This window comes from Humiphilus diazotrophicus, assembly GCF_059726315.1.
The window spans coordinates 459430-476815 of the sequence record NZ_AP040870.1 but is presented as its reverse complement, the minus strand read 5'-3'; the positions used below and the strand labels follow the sequence as shown (position 1 = coordinate 476815).

The window sequence follows — 17386 nt, the reverse complement described above, 5'->3', positions numbered from 1 at the left end:
AACTTCTGTTTATGTTGTTTTCCGGAAACGAACCGCCATATAGGGTTTGGACGGAAGTTGAATCTTGCTCTTTCCCGAGAAAGTGCCAGGAATCTCCTTAACAGTCATTTCCCAGGGATCAATAAGATCTGCCTTGAATTTGACATTCTCGGGCAGTGGAAACGTATAGTCTGCCGGCTGATGAAAGTCGAAGTAATACAGGTAAGCTTGGTTCTGCTGTGCGGCAGAGGGGTAATAGGCATCCTCTATTTCGTCGAAGCCAACAGTGGTGGATTCTTCCACAATCTTGCGTAGAAATGCGATACGTGGAGCGCTCTCTCCTCGCAGAGTGCCTCCGTCGGACCAGGACGGGGTCCCGTCGGTGCTGACAAATGTCTCTCCGTGAGAAGAGTAGCTTCCTGCAACAATGCTTAACCAGAAGCGACGTACCATCTCCTGCGGAGGCAGATTGCCCCAACGGCGATTTACATTGCCTTCGTATTGGATTTCGTCGAAGATGATGGGCTTTTCCCAAGCGTTGCGCCATTCGGCTGTCTTTTCAAACGAATAGGTCTGCAAGCTGGCATGAGTTGCCCATGGCTTTGCGTGGTCGTAGAGAACTTTGCTGTGGTGAATTGAACGCAGATGCTGCGAAGGATCCGATTCCTGAACGATACGGAAGAAGCGATCCCAATCGGATGGTGTCTTTGTTTTTACCAGGTCGTACTCATTGGCGATGGACCACCAGACATTCCGATAGGAAGCGAGCCGTGAGACCAGATAACGGAGGTAGCGGTCATCTGCATCGGCAGGCATGGCCTTGAAGCCGAGAGAGTCATAGGGGTGAAAGAGAATGAGGTCGGCTTCGATTCCGAGCTTCATCAGGTCCTGGATACGCTTTTCCAGATAGCGGAAGTAGGCAGGGTTGAAGCGAGTCAGATCGAATTTCCCGGAAGCATCTTTCTCATAGGGCTTACCGAAGACCTCACTCTTGCCCGAGCCCTTAGGCAGAACACACATCCTCACTTTGTTGAATCCGGAGGTGCGGAGCGTATCCAGTGTCTTTTGCTCGAGCTCTTCGCCTAGAAAGCTCCAGGAGTAGCAGGTAGTTCCAAATGGAAAGTATGGTGTGCCGTCTGCATATTGGAAATGAAAGCGATGTGCGACTTGAACCGGGCCATGATTCCCTTTGGTGGGAGCGGTACAGGTAAAAGAACCGGTTTTGCCATTCAGCTCCTTAGCACTGCTCACGGTTTCGTAGGTCCATGCCCCAGCTGCGTCGGGCATAAAACGAACCCGGTAAGTGCCGTCACCGTCATAAAAGCCGGCTACGTCGACAGTACGGTGCTGGAGACGAAACTTTGCAGAGAAGTTGACGTCTACGAAGGGGTTTCCACTGGTGGGGCCTTGGAGTGCTACTTCGAAGATCCCCCATTGTTCGGTCGTCCCATCGGAATGGCTTTTGGTGGCGGCGGCTACAGCACCCTGGGCTGCTAAAGCTGGATACAAACCGCAGACCACTCCAGCTCCGAGCTTCATTGCATCTCTTCTGTTCATTTCTCTTCCTGTGGCACTTCTGCCCATCCTCAGGCTTTTACGGACACGTATTTTGTTAAGGATGGTTCGTCCAATGTTCTATTCGCTTGATTTCAAGGATGTCAACAATAAAAGTATAAAAATGAAAATTAAGCGTTGACTATGAAATATATTTTAGGACAAAGGTATGGGGAAGCCTAGAGAGAAAGCGTGTGTTACGACGCAGGCTGGAGCCAGAGAAGACAGGTTCCCCAACTCCAGACCGCGGTGATTCAGGGCTATTGGTTGTGTCTCAGATGCTTGTCCGCAAAGTTGAGGAACTGGGCCCAGTCATAATCCGTCACATCGTGGCCTCCGGTGCGCATGTGATAACCGATTTGCCCTGCAACGGGCGTATTTACTGCTGGCCACTGTTTGGTGGGAAGTCCTTCGGTACCCAGAAATTGATAAACGGAGTTTGCTGCCAGAGCTGAAAGGAATTCACCTTCCGGATCGGAGAAGTGATCGTCCTGCGCACTGGCAATGTAAAGAGGGCGCGGAGCAATCAGTGCCAGGACCATGTGCTGGTCGAAAGGGAGCGTCGTATCTTTATCGCTGTATTGCTTAAAGTTGTTACAGAACCAATAGGGAAACAGGGTATTTAATCTCCGGATGTTCTCTCCCTGGTTATGATGAAAGAGCTTAGCCCCTCCTGCCCCTGATTCATTACTGATGACCATAGCAAAGCGCTTATCTGTGGCTCCGGCCCAGACCGCCGCCTTTCCCAGTCGTGACCATCCAAAAACAGCTACTCGCCCATGATCGACATCATGATCAGTTTCGAGGTAATCCATCACGCGGCTTAGGCCCCATGCCCAAGCGCCGATTGTAGAAAAGTTGTCGGGAATGCTGTGGAGGTCAGGATATTGGGCCCGAAGGCTACCTTCATATCCGTCCTTGGAATCTGGATCGATATCTCCCCGATATACCGTCGCCACCCCATAGCCACGTTTCAGAATCGTTTCGAGAGGCCACTGTTTGGCGTTAATACCTCGGCAGGCCTCTGTTGCATGATGGTCTTGGGCACACGAAAGATTTGCCCAAGGAGTTTTCCCTGACTCAACTGGCTGGGCAGATAACAAGATCGCAGGATCACTATTGATCGTGTGGTTCCCCCAGAAGTTGAGCCCTACAATCATAGGCGCAGGACTTTTTCCGGAATGAGGAAGGTAGATCAGGAGGTTGAGCCTTGGCCCTTCTGTATTTCCTTTGAGCAGAATGCGAACCTGTTTACGGGTTGCGATTCCACCTAAAGCATTTTTCGCCTCTTCTACAACTTCAAATCTCATTGCTTCTGGACGCGGGGGCATCTGGCCATACATCTCTCTGGTCAGAATGGTCTGCAACTCCGCTCTGCGTTTCGGCCATTGCTTTCTACTTGTAACTGGCGATCCATTCGCCATACGTAACAGGTCCGGTAACTGAGATGAGGCTACCGGCTTATCCTGTGCGAATACGGGCGAAGTCAATGCCTGCATGCAGCAGAGGATGACCGGGAGACTAAAGTTGCGAAGACTATAGAGGAATCGACGTTTCACAGAAGGGTATTCCTGAAGAGGTATGCGGCATGGCCCGGAACAGGACACGCCACATACGAAGTAAATTGTGAGTGAGGCCAAGAACGCCCGTACTCCAGCTCTAGATTTCTCGGTCCCCAATTCGCACCGGAAGATACTAGACGCTCATATTGACCTTGTAGCGTTGCCACTTAGGCCTGATCCAATGGTGATCCACGGCTGGCTCTCCTTCACATTCAAGCTCGACTACCGTAATCAGATCGTCGGGAGGCTCGGTGGGAAGTCCTGTAATCCGCAGAGAGATCTCGTCCTGAGTGAAGGTCAGCTTCTGTCCGGTCTTTAGTAGTCGTGCCGCTTTGACCTTGCATTTAACTCCTCCGATAGCTACGACAGGATCTGGTTGGAAGAAGGGAAGCCACTGTGCTGCCGGCGTCTTTCCTGGCCAGAAGTAAACATGTACATACAGCAAGTTGCCTCTCTTGCTGAAGTTGTCATAATTACCGAAGCTTGGGAAATCGCCTCGTTCGGTTCCATAGATGGATTTACCGTTTGAGTCCATCCATTTCCCGACTTCTTCCAGAATGCGGGTGGTTTCAGGAGGAATGGAGCCATCCGGCATGGGGCCGATGTTGAGCAGATAATTGCCGCCACCCTGTGCGCATCTTGCCAGGTGGTTTACGACGTTCTTAGGCGTTTTCCATTCACTATCGGTGCGCTGATATCCCCAACCTTCATTAAGAGTCATGCAGGACTCCCATGCGCGGCCCTTTTCCGCTGCTTCGACTTTCTGTTCGGGAGTGGAGAAGTCTCCTTCGAGTCCGTTGCGGTTGTTTACGATGATCTCGGGTTGGAGTTCGAAGATCATCTTGTTCATCCGCTCGGATTCCCACTGCTGGGCATTCAGCGGCCAATCGACATCGAACCACATGATGTCAATCTTTCCGTAGTTGGTCAGCAATTCACGAATGAGTCCATGCGTGTACTCTACGAATCTCTTGCGGGCTGCTTCGTCTGTGGCACAGATAGCTCCATCCGGGTGATGCCAATCCATCAGCGAGTAATATAGCCCGACCCTCAGTCCTTCAGCACGAGCTGCTTCGACGTATTCCCGGACAAGGTCACGGCCGCTTTGTTTGCCTGCGCAGTAATCCGTAAGTTTGCTATCCCACAGGCAGAAACCTTCATGATGTTTTGTGGTCAACACCATATATTTCTGTCCTGCACGACGAGCAAGCTTGGCCCATTCACGGGCAGCATTTGGCTTGGGGGTGAAGTACTTGGCCAGGATCTCGTATTGATTTATTGGAATCCCTTCGGATTCCAAAACCCATTCCTGATGACCGATGATGCTGTAGAGTCCCCAATGGATAAACATTCCGAATTTGGCCTCATGCCACCAGCGCATACGGCGCTCTCGTGAGGCTCTTTGTGCCAAGATCGTTTCGGAAACTGGTTGTTGCTCCTCTTTCTTTTCTGCTGCCAGAACAGTTGAAGCTGGCCCAGTGCCTGAGCAGGCTAGGGCTCCTGCCGCGCCAAGAGCTTTCACAAATGATCGCCGGGAAAGACTTTCTTTATCCATTGAGCTGTGTGATTCCTTTCTAGGTCCTCAAGCCAGTAATGTCGTCAACCAAGGCTCTATAGCGTGTAGAGCGTAGCGCTTCGTTCTGCAATTGTGAGGGAATTCGATGATGATACAGATATTGCTTGGTAGACAGGAGCAGCTTTTGAATCGAAGGCTGGCCCCGTGAGGCGTACAGCCTTTGATTTGACCTTGAGTCCTTGTGGAAGCTTCAATTGAGTCGCTTCATTGGATTTGTTGAAAACGACGAGAAGACGCCGGTTTTCTTTTTGCAGTGCATATGCGGTTAACGTAGGCTTGGTTCCCTTGAGGTCTGCCTTGAGGAAAGTGGAACCAACCAGTTGTTGTGCAAACTGCATACCGTAATATTCCGGACGTTTTATGAAACCCGTCGATGGCGCTCCTGCAATTGGCGTATAGAAGCCGTTCCCGCCACCATGGAAATTGATTCCAACTATTCCAAGCTGAGCTACGTGGAGCATATAGTCGGCGCTCCAAAGTGCCGAGGCGAGAGTGTCGGAGACTCCAGGTTTACCGCCGTCCCAACATGAATTCCCCTCAGAAAGGCGGAAGGGGAGTTTCGCTTGCCGTGCCGAATCGAGTGCCGTAGCGAGCTTTGCATCCGACATTGTCTGTACAGAGGGATCGGCAACGAAGAGTTTGTCCAAGGTTGCTTTAGGCGAGCCGGCGGGACCCATTGCATAAAAATGCGCTGTCAGCAGCGTGACGTCCGAATGATGTGGAGCTTCGGCGGCAAATTCCGTGAAGTAAGAAATCTTGTTGGAGATGTCAGGTCCGGCAAACTTTACCTCCGGAATCTTGGCTGCGATTGCTTCGTGGAACTTCTTCCACTCTGTTACGAAATCGGCAGGGCTATAAGTTTCTGCACGATAACGCTTGCGGAAGGAATCTGGTTCATTCCCAATCTGCAGAGCGATAAGCCGGGGACCAAGGATCTTATGTACTGCAGCAGCTTCCGCTACGGCATTCTCTACGCTGCCTTGTCCGAGATTTAGCCCATAAATACAGCGCCATCCGGTCGCATCCAGGAAATCGCGCAGATTCTGAATTGCCTGAGGCGTATTCAGTGTTCCGTGCTTTACTGTCTTGCTCGTGTCCGGGCCAAATACCTCAAAGGGAGGTGGAGAAGCTGGTGCCTGATCGGACCAAGTAGTGTACTCGCTGGAGCCACCACCGAGGCGGAGCACACCTTTGGGACTCAATCCTCGAAAAAGTTCGATGAGCGGCTTATTGGAGCGGGAAAAGAACGCTGGATTGGCGAGTTGTGCCGTTTCGTAGGAAAGGCCACTGAAGTCCTCGGGAATTGAGAAGCCCCGAGTGGCGAAATCAATTTCAAGTTGACCTGTCCCAGTCTGTGCTGAGACAGACCGAGACAGAGTGTTAACAACAGCTACAGCAGCAAGGGACGAAAGAAACGTGCGTCGGTTCATTGGTAGACCTGAGTTCAGGAAAAGGCTGCCCGATAAATTTGTTCAGCGTCCTTATATTTAACTTCACGAGGATTATTTTGCAACAAACGCGTGACCTTCATGGCCGATTCTGCCATGCCAGGAATAACACTCTCGTCGAGCTTAAAATCCTGGAGCCTGGTTGGAACACCGCATTCCTTAAGTAGGGAATGCATGCGTTCGACACCTTTTTTCGCGGTCGCGGTTGCGTTTGCTCCAGGTTTAACTCCGAGAGCTACGGCCACCTCTGCATAACGTTCTGGTGCTGCACTAAGATTGAAGGCCGAAACGTGAGGCAGAAGGACGGCGTTTGAAATTCCATGGGCAATATGGAATTCGCTGCCCAGCGGGTAGGACAAGGCATGGATAGCGGCAGTATTAACCGGTCCTAAGCAAAGTCCCCCGTAGAGACTCGACAAAGACATCCCCTCTCTAGCTTCGAGGTTGCCAGGTTCCTGGATAGCAATGCACAAATGTTTATTGGCGAGGCGAATGCCTTCCAGTGCATAGACGTCCACCATGGGATGAGCAAATTTGTTGGTGTATGCCTCTATGCAGTGTGTGAGGGCATCAAGGCCAGTTCCGGCCGTAACCATTTTGGGCATTGAGACGGTCAGTTGAGGGTCGACGTAGGTAGCATCCGGAACAAGATATGGGCTGATGACGCCCTTCTTCAGTTGTTCTTCTTCATCTAGAAGAATAGCGTTCGGCGATACCTCACTGCCGGTTCCGGAAGTAGTCGGCAAGCAGATGAGAGCTGTGCTCCGACCTGTCAGTTGACCGATTCCAAAAACTTCGCGAGTTTTTTGCTTGCTGTTGGTCAAGGCGGCAACAAGTTTTGCTACATCGAGTGCACTACCGCCTCCGATTCCGATTACTGTATCCGGATTTACCTGGCGAGAGGCTTCAAGTGCTTCTTCAAAGCTCTCGACCGTGGGCTCCTTGTCGATACGGCAATAGGCAGTGACGGTTATGCCTTTCTTGCGGAGCGATGCGATCAGCGGATCGGCAAGTCCTGCGGTGACAGATGAGGTGATAAGAAAAACGCTACGGGTACCGTTCTTTACCAGATCATCGCTGCACTGGGACATGCAGCCGCTGCCGAAGACCAGTTTCCGTGGTTGATGGATTTCTACTGTTCTCACTGGAGCCTCTTTACTTTCCTTGGCCGATTCCAATGCGTTCGCCTTTGAGCGAACTCATTCTTGCACGTTCGATGGCCGCTTCCGCTTTCTTCAGAGCATCTAGAGCGCCAGTCTTAAGGGCCGCGATGTCGTTGGTGCAGAAGAGAAGATCGATGTCACGCTGCATCCAGACGTCGTAATCAGCGGGGCCACAGGCAGCGGCGACAATCTTGTCGTGCTTCCTTGCGTGCTCAATTGTGTGGTCGATTGCTTCCAGCACTGTAGGATGGCTGGTTTGCCCAGGAACTCCTAAGCTAGCTGCAAGATCGGCAGGTCCAATGAAGATATCGACTCCGGGAACAGAACAGAGCTCTTCAATTTTTTTGACACTCTCTCTGGTTTCAACCTGTGCGAACAGGCAGAGATCGCGGTTCCGCTGCTGCTGTTCTTGCGAAACGCTATCTACCAATCCATATTTCACTGCGCGGGATACGCTGAAGTAGCCGCGACGGCCTTCGGGTGCAAACTTTGCGAATTGAACTAACTCACGGAGCTGTTCAGGAGATTCTGCCATGGGCAGGTCAAGGATATCCGGACCACACTCTGCTGCTTTGAGTACATTCTCTCTACGTGTGTCTGGGATACGAATCATTGTTAGCATTCCGCTGCCGGTGGCCATCCGGCATAGGTCTGCGGCTTCAGCAAAGGTAATCGGTGCATGCTCCATCTCAATCCAAACAACTTGGAATCCTAGATGTGCTGCTATCTCCAAAAAAATTGGATCATAGAAATAAAGAGCAACACCGAGAAGTGGCCCTCCCTGACTTTTGATAAGTTCTTGTAGTTTTGTCATTCTTCCTCTCTCAGAGTTACAACGCACGACATCGGGTTTAGTGAACAGTAGTCTTTCCGAAGGGGGGATTACATAGATACTCCTGAAAGCGTGTTTTGTTTTTTTGCTTTAAGCCAGGTCCAGATCGTTGGCCTAATCTCGTTATCCTCCCGGTCAGGGAGCAAAATGCTAAAAGCAATGCCAAAGACAAGCAGAACAATATTTCCAATGGCTCCAATCATGAAATCGTGCCAGGGGAAATTGAATCTGCCCAAATCGAGCAGAGCATGTTTCCCAGAGGTGAGCGTTGCATAGGTCGTAAAAATCAAGCTGGCTACAATGCCAAGCTGTGCACCGCGACGACTGGAACGGCTGCTAAATGCAGCCAGAAGGAACAGCCCTGCCAATCCACCTGCAACGATGGATGAAATTGTGTAATAGAGGGAGAGTGCAGTTCCTTTAGTGTGGGCAAGTTGTTCCGCCACCAGAACGGCCATCATCCCGGCTAGTGCCACCAGAATTTTTGCTGTGGTCAGTTGCTTCTTATCCGTAGATTGCGGACGGAAGAAGAGATAGAAGTCACGCACTCCAATGAGAGACAGGCAATTCAAGTCCGAAGCCAGCATCGACATCGCCGCGCCAAAGAGCGCTGCAACGAATAGCCCCGAAAGCCCTGTTGGAACGTTTGCGATCAGGAAGTGTGGGAAGATCTGATCCGCCTTGGTGATGTATGCCGGCAGCGGAGTCTTCGTGATCTGATAGAAACACCAGAGAAGTGTGCCGATCAGCATGAATAGCGCCCATACAGGGATGCATAGGCATGCTCCCATGGCAATGCCTTTCAGTGCCGAGCGGTCGGTTCTTGCTACAAGATATCTCTGCACAACCGTCTGATCTGCGGTGTACTTCTGCAGATAAAAGAAGAAACCATAGATAGATAGAACAATGAGTGTCGGCTTGTCGAAAGCCAGGGTAGGACTGCCGAGACTGAACTTGTGGCTGGCTGCTGCAAGATGAATCATTGCGCCCGGCGTGGCGGGAGAGAAGAACAGCAGATAGCCAATGGTAAACAGAGTACAAAACACGAGGAGAAATCCCTGTACCACATCTGTCCAAATTACAGCTTCCATCCCCCCGATCAAGGTATAGAGAATGGTTATGATTCCGGTTGCGAAGATAATTCCATCAATCGGCCAACCGGTCATTCCGCTCACCGTAAGCGAAAGCAGATAGAGCACGAATGCCATCTTCGAAAAATGTCCAACCGCGAACATCAGGGATGAATAGAGGCGGATTTCGCTTCCGAAGCGTTTGCCAAAATATTCGTAGGCACTCATGGCAACGACTGAGCGGAAGAAGGGAACTACGACGAATCCGACTAGTCCCAGTACCAGAATGATCATCAGGCCGGGTGTCAGCAAGGACCAGTTTCCCTCGTACGCGGAGCCCGGATAAGCAATAAATGTGACACTGGTGATGATGGTTGCAAACAACGACATACCGAGAGCCCAGCCAGGGATCTCTCGTTTCGCAATGAAGTATGTTTCAGTCGTTTTTTGACGACGGGAAAATGCGAGTCCGATTGCTACCAGGGAAGCAATATAAGCGATGATGATGATTCCATCGATCCAGCGCATGTGAAGAACACCTCTAGCCTTTCTTCGCTTCCTTCGTGAGCGAGGACTTTTCCATTTGCTTATGAATTGCCATGGAGACCGCCATCTTCATGGCTGCCTTCATGTTGGTGGCGTCTGCTTTCCCTTTGCCTGCGATATCGAAGGCTGTTCCGTGATCGACGGAAGTACGAATAATTGGAATCCCAAGGGAGATGTTCACTGCGCTATCGAAATTGAGCAGCTTCATCGGGATGTGGCCCTGGTCGTGATACATGGCTACGACCAGATCGTATTGGCCTTTGAACGCCTTCAGAAACACGCTGTCCGGAGGCAACGGACCAGTACAGTTGATCCCCTGCGCAGAGCAGGCTTTTACCGCAGGAACGATGAACTCCTCATCTTCTGTTCCAAAGAGGCCATTCTCACCTGCATGCGGATTGAGACCGCTGACGGCAACACGCGGATTAGCGTAGCCAAGCAGCTTCATGGCCTGATAGCCCAGCTGAATGGTCTCGATGATTCTATCTGTGTTGAGTTGGCATGCTTTTGCCAGAGAGATGTGCGTGCTGACGTGAATGATGGATAGCTTCTCGCTAGCCAGGAGCATGCGGGAACCTTTCACTCCGCACAGCTCTGCGATATATTCCGTGTGCCCGGAGAATCCAGAACGGGTAAGGACAACAGCCTCTTTGTTAAGCGGCGCTGTCACAATGGCGTCAGCTTCTCCTCGCAAGCACATCTCCGTGGCCATGCGGACATATTCAACGGCGGCGGTGCCATAGGCTGCATCCAGCTTTCCGAAGGAAATGGAGCTGCCAGCCGGAAGTGTCTTGGCTGAGCACAGCGATACGGAAAGCGATGCAGGATCAATACCAGCTATCTTTCCGGCTGCCTCCAATACAGCTTCGTCCGCGACGATGATCCAATGAGCGAGTTCTGCGATCTGCGGGTCTGATAAGGCTTTGAGCGTGACTTCTGCACCGACTCCCGCTGGATCTCCCACCGTGACGGCAATGATAGGCATGTTGGAGGCTCTAGTTTCCATAAGCGGCTTTCTTGGGCTTACTGAATTGCATGACAATATCGGTCAGACATGAGGGGACACCAAATCCACCTGATTTCGTAATGACCGGAATACTTTCCGCAAGCCCATTGGATAGGATTCCCCAAGGAATCCCCGTAGATATCTCTCCTCTTAGAGAAATTGAAGTGGACCCTAAAGCCCGACAAATTTGCATTCCTGTGTCGCCGCCGCAAAGAAAGAGTCCTCTGATGCGTTCAGATCCAAGCATCTTCCAAAGGGTACGAATAGATGCATCTGTCGTGTTATTCCGATCGATACGAAGAATCAACGGCTTTTCCCGTTCAAGCGTGAGCTGTGCATTCCTACGTATTCCAGGGAATTCCAGGGATTCGAACGACACTGGTTCTACGTCCGAGTAATTCATCAGGTGTTCAATCTGTGCTTCCGTTGCAGGATGATTGCTGCCAATTAAGAAGACAAGAGATGAATGAAATACGGACTGCGGTGATATTGTATTTCCTACCTGTGGGCAGGAGACTCGGGCTGCTGCTTGGGCCAAGCCCCCGGAACCTACCCAGAGCAGATCCTGATAAAAGCAATTTGCAGCTTGAGCCAGCTCGTACAAATCCTGATCTGATTCGGTATCTGCTAAAAGAAACGAGATGCCGTCTCTGAGTGCTTTGCTGAAGATGTCCTTCAGCTTCTCGGGACCTCCGTAGGAGGGAATGTCGTGCAGTTCCAAAAAGGAACCATGACCTTCCTTTTCAAAAATCTCAGAAAGTGAGATCGGGGCGGAGGATTTCTCCCCCGTATAAAGGACTCCATCTCGTACCACTCGCTTCATTGCGGGGAAGGCTGGCGCAACTAAAGCGACCCTACAATCGAAGGCTCTCATCATTGCCTCGGTTTCTGCAATGACATTGCCACGCCAACAGGAGTCGATTTTCTTGAAAAGGAGGCTCTCGTTTTGCCGGAGAGCTTGAAGCTTCAGAGCGGCTTCCGTGACTTTCCGGCGTGCCAGAGTCTTACTGTCTCCGCGGCTATCTGTTGTAATACAAAGACTTGCGGATTTTGCGCGAGAGATTTCCTCCGGGTCTAACAGGGTCGTGCTCGATATGCCGCGAAGCGCGAACTGGACTCCGGAGTCACACGCTCCGGTCAGATCGTCGGCTATCAGCAGGCAACATCTCCCCGTTTTCTCGTTCACTTTAGCCCCCAAAACTTGGCGCTCTCTTAGCAGCCAGCATGATTTAGAGGCTACATGGAGTCGCAGTCATATTCGTAAAATTTTTAGAAGTTGTCAATTATTTTCAAAAACATGGTTGCTATTTCGATTATCAGACGAATATATTTCACCTGCAGATGTGTTGAGGTCTAAACGTAACCACAAAATGGGACTATGAAAAAGGCGAGCTTTCTTCTTCTGCGTGCCCTCTTTGCAGGTTGTATTTCCAGTAAAGGGCAGGCGTTCTCCTCTATGGGAGAAGACAACAGAATCCTGAACCCTGATCAGTATCGGTACGATAGTCAGTTTCTCCGGAAACGAGAACTTAAAGTTCCAGGAAAACTGGCGGGAGATGCGTGGTTGCAGCTCGCGGGAAATGCCCTCCGGCGTAATTCCTCCGATGAAGACTTCGAAGAGATCTATTCCATGCAGTCATCTTGGAAGGACACGATTCCTGTTTCGTTCAAGGTGGAGGGTGTTGAACATGAATAGCCGGTTTTTACGCGGCTGCCTGGCGGTAGCGTTGCTCATGGGGGCATTGCCTCAGCTTTTTGCTAAGGACAAGTATCTTTATGTCTATTTCAAAGAGCCAGGCAATGACGGCATCTACTACGCGCTGAGCGATGATGCTCATCATTGGAAAGCCCTGCACAACGACAGGCCTTCGGTTCGCACCACTGTTTCTGGAGAAGTCATGCGCGATGTCTTCGTAACGCGCGGACCGGATCATGAATTCCATATGGTATGGACTTGGGCATGGAGAGGAAAGTCACTGGGGTACGCCCATTCTCCTGATTTAATTCATTGGTCGGAGCAACGGGAGATCCCCATTATGGCCGATATTCCAGGGACTCTGAATACCTGGGCTCCGGAGCTCTATTGGGATGAGAAGCAATCTCAATGGATGATTATCTGGTCGAGCAATGTAGAGGGCCGACAGGTAGGGAATCGTATCTACTACTCGATGACGAAGGATTTTCAGAGCTTTACGAAGCCGACCATCTTCTTTGATCCAGGGTACGTTGTGATCGATGCAACGATTCTTAAAGAAGATTCGAGATACATCATGGTCTTTAAAGATGAGACTCAGGATCCTATGCGTCGTCAACTTCGTTCCGCAATGGCTCCGACACTGCAAGGGCCGTGGTCTGAGATCAGTGCTCCCTTTACGGAGACATGGTCCGAGGGGGCGTCCATTCTAAAAGTCGGCGATGAGTACATCGTATATTACGATCACTATCGTCCGCCGCGTCGCTATGAGGCAAATCAGACAAAAGATTGGAAGGTTTGGGAGAGTATCTCCGATCAGATAGAATTTCCGCCTCACTGCAAGCACGGAAGTTTTCTGCGAATAACTGAAGAAGAGGCTGCACGATTGCTCTCATCGCAGTGACCTGCATTTAGGAGTGGGGAAGAAAGGGAATAATCTCCATGTTGTTGCGTTCGTTTTGTATCAGATTGTTGTCTTCTGTATTGGTATCCGTGATAGTTCCGGGATCATTGCATGCTTTGGCAAACTTGCCAAAAGCCACTCCTACGAATGGTCCCGCCATAGCTCATTTCGAATTTATCTCCGATGGTCCTATCGGTGCTGGTTGGAGCCGTCCGCCTGAGATTCCGCGTGTGTATTTTCAAGAGGCCCTTCCCAGCTTCTTTCGCAGAACGTTGGTTCTTGATCAGGATGTCTCAGACAAAGCCAAACTCTCCTGGCTCTTTACCGGGCAGCGAGGTGGTTTTACTGTCGAACTGAGTCCTACCACTCTGCATGTCTTCGAGCGCTATTACGATTCATATGGCTACTTCCTGGGACAAAGCTCGAGAGGGAACTTTCCGGAACGTATTGGCCATGAGAACGAGGTCCAATACACAGGTCATGCTCGTACCGTAACTGTTGAGGTGGACTCGCATCTGTCGCTAAAGGTCTATCTCAATCAGCAGCTGTTGATTGAGCAAAGTCTTTCGTTGGATGTCACCAGGCATCAGCTAATGATGTCGGCTCCGCGCAATGAGCACGATGTATTGACAGGAGCCTTGCAGTCAACTCCGGTTAAGGAGTCAGTCGTAACGGTTACACCCTCTACGGTCTATCAGACGATGATGGGCTTTGGCGGAAGTCCAAGCGTTCCTGCTTATGCTGGATTGAGTGAGGCGGGTAAGCAAGAGTACTGGAGGATTCTCAAGAGCTATAACCTGCTGATTGATCGGGAATATCCCATGGGGACAAATCTGAAGAAGGATATGTCCAATCTCGATAACCTTCAGGATGCAACTCCTCATTACTATGGGGATAACTTCCCGAATGGTGAAGTTTCGGATTTTTCCTATAACCGCAAAGCGATTCAATTGGGCGGCAAGGTTATTTACGAGATGTGGGCGCTTCCGAAATGGGCGACACAGGAATACAAGGACAAAGAAGGTAAGCCTCTCGATGGCGTAGCCAATCCCGAAGAGTACGCCAGAGCGATGGTTACCTATTGCCGCCTCGAAAAAGAGCGCACCGGTGCGGCTCCCGATGTGGTTGGTGTCCAGAACGAAGTGTCCCAGCCAAAGGAAATAGCTCTTCAGATGGTACGTGTCCTTCGTCGTGAGCTGGACAAGGCTGGTTTTACTTCTGTGAAGATCCACATGGCAGATCCTCCATTCCTGAAGGATGCAGTCACTAAGGCCAAGGAACTTCAAGAAGATGCAGAAGTATGGAAGTCCATTGACTACGCAGCTAGTCACGTTTATGACTTCCAGGGATTCATGGCAAACCCCGATTTATATGATGAGCGCTTGAGAAGCATGCACGAGGCATTGCATGGGAAACCATTTCTCTCGACTGAAATATGCGTTAACGACCCGAAATATCAGGTGCCTTCGTATCGCATTGCCTTTAACGTCGGGCAGCTCTATCACAAGAATCTGGTAATGCTGGATTCCATTGGCCTCCTGTATTGCTGGGTGATTCTTGATATTGAACAGCCTAACTTCGGTGGCTCCCGTTCTTTGTTGATTCCCGACCGCTCGCGGAATAACTTCCCTGTTCCGTCCAGCTTTGAGCTTAGAGTTCTGGGTGCATACAGCCGTCATGTACTTGAGGGGATGAAGCGGATCGAAGCTGCAAGCAACAATCCGGACCTGCTGGTCAGCGCATACCGGGGAAGTCAGGGGCAGTCAACGCTCGTGATTCTGAACCGCAGTACTGAAGCGCAGCGTATCTCGACTCATTGGGACGGAGTGGCATGGAAAGAACTGGAGAGAACCAGCCAGTATCTTGAAAATGCAACTGGATCTATTCCTAAAGAACTGGTCGTTGAACCTGGAGAGATCGTGACTCTGTCTACGATTACGGCCGAGAAGGTGAATTAGGGCTGTCTATACCCTTTCACAAATACTGTATCTGGACGAACGAATGTTACGAGTGGCTTTTCTTGACAGAAAAGCCACTCCGAGATTCTTTCTCGCGGATCACCTTTTGTGAAAACGGTCTAGATTTCGTTATAGACCACAAACAGATGTTGGGAGTTGCCATTCCTCTTGGAGAAATGGCAACTCGTCATGATGCTTTTGAGGCCCATGCCAGAGCTGGACGGCTCTAGAGGGTTTGGCTGCACGTAAGCCGATGGTAGGTGTTGTAGCGTTCGTTTTGAACCGTAAACCAGGGACGGAATTGTAATGTCTGTCCGGGAAGGTCATAACCCAGAATTCCGTTGGTATGAGCAAGAGGACGCAAACCTTTGGGCAGGGAAAGCGATCTAGTCGCGATATCCGCCGGCGGGGTTGTGCTCACCATCATCAAAGGCCCATTCATCACAGCGACGGTTTCCGGATGCCTGTCGTCGATAGCTTCGGCTCTGATTGCGAAGGGCAGGCTCAATTCCAAAGTGTCTCCATTCCGCCATCTGCGATGTACGGAAGCGAAGCTGCGTTTGGCAAGTTCAATCGAAGCGTCCTTTCCGTTGATGGTCAAAGCAGGCTTTCCACCAACCCAACTGGGAATTCGCAGAAACACTGTGAACTCAGTTTCGGCAGGCATTTCCAAACGAAGCTGAACAGTGTCTCCAAACGGGAACTGTGTGGTCTGCGTCAACTTGATCGGTGTTCCATTTGCCTTCCAACGAACCTCGGAAGAGTTGTAGAGATTCACATAGATATCATTTTGCCGGCGGAAATAGAGATTCAGGACATAGTCTGCGACACTCTGAATCAGTGTTCCGGAGCAGCAAGGCCACTTTTTCTGGTAATAACCCTTCTGCGCGAGCGGATGATAGTTGGAGTAATAGAAGTAGTTTCCCTCACCGTCTGTATCTTTAGCTCCGAGAATAGTGTTGTAGAGAACGCGCTCCAAGCCATCTCCGTAACGAGCATCCCCTGTGAAGCGCAGAAGGTAGCGAGCAAGTTTCGATTGCGCAAAGTACCCGCAGGGCGTTTCGAAGTGGTCCTCAGTGGAGGCAAGGCTCTCATACAGCCGCCCTTCATGTGGAGCAACAAAGGCCTCCTTGGGGCCCCAGCCACCCGAAGAAAATTGCTGAGTCGTTTCCAGCATGTCCCAGGCATTACGAATGGCATCGAGATACATTGGATCGCCCAACTTCTCGTAAGCCCTGGCAGCGGAACTGAGCGAGATCACGTGACTATAGGCGTGTTTCGCGGGGAGGATGTTCTGCCCCTTGGCGAGTGGCACGTAGTATTCGGTATTCAGCAGATACTTCTTTGCCATGTCGAGCCAGGTACGATCTCCGGTAAGCTCGTGGGCATTGAACATATTCTCCGAAAGAATATAGGTTTCATCATACGGTGCGTCTTTAGGGCTGTTGGGGCCGCGATCGTATGTGTGATCGGGAATATTGGGCATTGCTCCCTGCATCACGCGAGGGTAAAGCGCCAACGCTTGTTTGTTGCCGGTGAGCCGGTAAGCATCAAGCAGTCCAAAGGCATGCTTATCCAGGATGTAGCACGGCCAGGTTGTCGCTGCGATCTTGCTGGCAAATGGAGAGGGGTTCCTATCAATCGCTTCAGCGAAGCCGGAGACAAGCGCATTTACTTTGGCCGTGGCCAAAGGCTCTCCGGTGGCACGAGCGTAGCGGGCAAGGCCGGAGATGTATTGTCCAAGACTGTGTCCCGGTACAAAGCCATCGGCATCGTACCAGCCCCCCATGTCATCTCCAGGTGCGGGCAGGCCTGCATGTTGCCGGTATACCTTCAACATCCGATCATTATCAATCGCAAGATAGCTGGCGAGGATACGGTCGAACTGGTCCTTCAACGGTCCACTTGTAAGCCTGACATCGGCATAGTCGAATTCTTCCAGCCAGTCCGTAGAGTTTGCCATTCCAAGGGCTTTGATAGAGGGACTAAGACCCGCGGTAGCGGTAATTGCGGCAGCAGATTTAAGAAAGTCTCTGCGCGAAAATTGGGAACCAGAGCACATCAGTGTTTTCTCCTCGACATTCACTTAAGAAGG

Annotated in this window: 13 protein-coding genes; 3 read left to right on the top strand and 10 right to left on the bottom strand. The window is 50.9% G+C overall.

The window, feature by feature from the left end; all coding sequences use genetic code 11:
• Nucleotides 1–9: 9 nt before the first annotated feature.
• The 9 genes from AC6I7T_RS03730 to AC6I7T_RS03690 all read right to left on the bottom strand — a co-directional run bounded on the left by AC6I7T_RS03730 (nt 10) and on the right by AC6I7T_RS03690 (nt 11922).
• Nucleotides 10–1536 (bottom strand): DUF5605 domain-containing protein, encoded by a 1527-nt coding sequence (locus tag AC6I7T_RS03730; RefSeq protein ID WP_497791963.1) that lies wholly within the window; start codon nt 1534–1536, stop codon nt 10–12.
• 257 nt (nt 1537–1793) lie between these two features.
• A complete protein-coding gene (locus tag AC6I7T_RS03725) occupies nt 1794–3092 on the bottom strand; it encodes a glucuronyl esterase domain-containing protein (protein WP_497791962.1) in 1299 nt (432 codons plus the stop codon).
• Between the two features lie 136 nt (nt 3093–3228).
• Nucleotides 3229–4650, bottom strand: a complete 1422-nt coding sequence (locus tag AC6I7T_RS03720) for an alpha-L-fucosidase (protein WP_497791961.1) — start codon at nt 4648–4650, stop codon at nt 3229–3231.
• Between the two features lie 56 nt (nt 4651–4706).
• Nucleotides 4707–6101 carry a hypothetical protein gene (locus tag AC6I7T_RS03715; protein WP_497791960.1) on the bottom strand — a complete coding sequence of 465 codons (1395 nt, stop codon included), beginning with the start codon at nt 6099–6101 and terminating at the stop codon, nt 4707–4709.
• Nucleotides 6102–6115: 14 nt separating this feature from the next.
• A complete protein-coding gene (locus AC6I7T_RS03710; RefSeq protein WP_497791959.1) occupies nt 6116–7264 on the bottom strand; it encodes an iron-containing alcohol dehydrogenase in 1149 nt (382 codons plus the stop codon).
• Nucleotides 7265–7274: 10 nt separating this feature from the next.
• The gene (locus AC6I7T_RS03705) at nt 7275–8096 is read right to left on the bottom strand and encodes an HpcH/HpaI aldolase family protein (protein ID WP_497791957.1); all 822 of its coding nucleotides are present in this window, start codon (nt 8094–8096) and stop codon (nt 7275–7277) included.
• 68 nt (nt 8097–8164) lie between these two features.
• Nucleotides 8165–9712: a sodium:solute symporter family protein gene (locus AC6I7T_RS03700; RefSeq protein ID WP_497791956.1), complete on the bottom strand. Its 1548-nt coding sequence runs from the start codon at nt 9710–9712 to the stop codon at nt 8165–8167.
• Nucleotides 9713–9725: 13 nt separating this feature from the next.
• The gene (pdxA, locus tag AC6I7T_RS03695; RefSeq protein WP_497791955.1) at nt 9726–10715 is read right to left on the bottom strand and encodes a 4-hydroxythreonine-4-phosphate dehydrogenase PdxA; all 990 of its coding nucleotides are present in this window, start codon (nt 10713–10715) and stop codon (nt 9726–9728) included.
• 10 nt (nt 10716–10725) lie between these two features.
• Entirely contained in the window at nt 10726–11922 is a 1197-nt protein-coding gene (locus AC6I7T_RS03690) for a four-carbon acid sugar kinase family protein (protein WP_497791954.1), read from the bottom strand.
• Nucleotides 11923–12114: 192 nt separating this feature from the next.
• Here AC6I7T_RS03690 and AC6I7T_RS03685 point away from each other — a divergent pair, with 192 nt between their 5' ends.
• The 3 genes from AC6I7T_RS03685 to AC6I7T_RS03675 all read left to right on the top strand — a co-directional run bounded on the left by AC6I7T_RS03685 (nt 12115) and on the right by AC6I7T_RS03675 (nt 15291).
• Entirely contained in the window at nt 12115–12432 is a 318-nt protein-coding gene (locus AC6I7T_RS03685; RefSeq protein WP_497791953.1) for a hypothetical protein, read from the top strand.
• Nucleotides 12425–13333: a glycoside hydrolase family 43 protein gene (locus tag AC6I7T_RS03680; protein WP_497791951.1), complete on the top strand. Its 909-nt coding sequence runs from the start codon at nt 12425–12427 to the stop codon at nt 13331–13333. Before AC6I7T_RS03685 ends, AC6I7T_RS03680 begins: the two co-directional genes overlap by 8 nt.
• A gap of 116 nt (nt 13334–13449) precedes the next feature.
• Nucleotides 13450–15291: a glycoside hydrolase gene (locus AC6I7T_RS03675; RefSeq protein WP_497791950.1), complete on the top strand. Its 1842-nt coding sequence runs from the start codon at nt 13450–13452 to the stop codon at nt 15289–15291.
• 226 nt (nt 15292–15517) lie between these two features.
• Here AC6I7T_RS03675 and AC6I7T_RS03670 read toward each other — a convergent pair whose 3' ends face one another.
• Nucleotides 15518–17353, bottom strand: a complete 1836-nt coding sequence (locus AC6I7T_RS03670; protein WP_497791949.1) for a beta-L-arabinofuranosidase domain-containing protein — start codon at nt 17351–17353, stop codon at nt 15518–15520.
• Nucleotides 17354–17386: the final 33 nt, after the last annotated feature.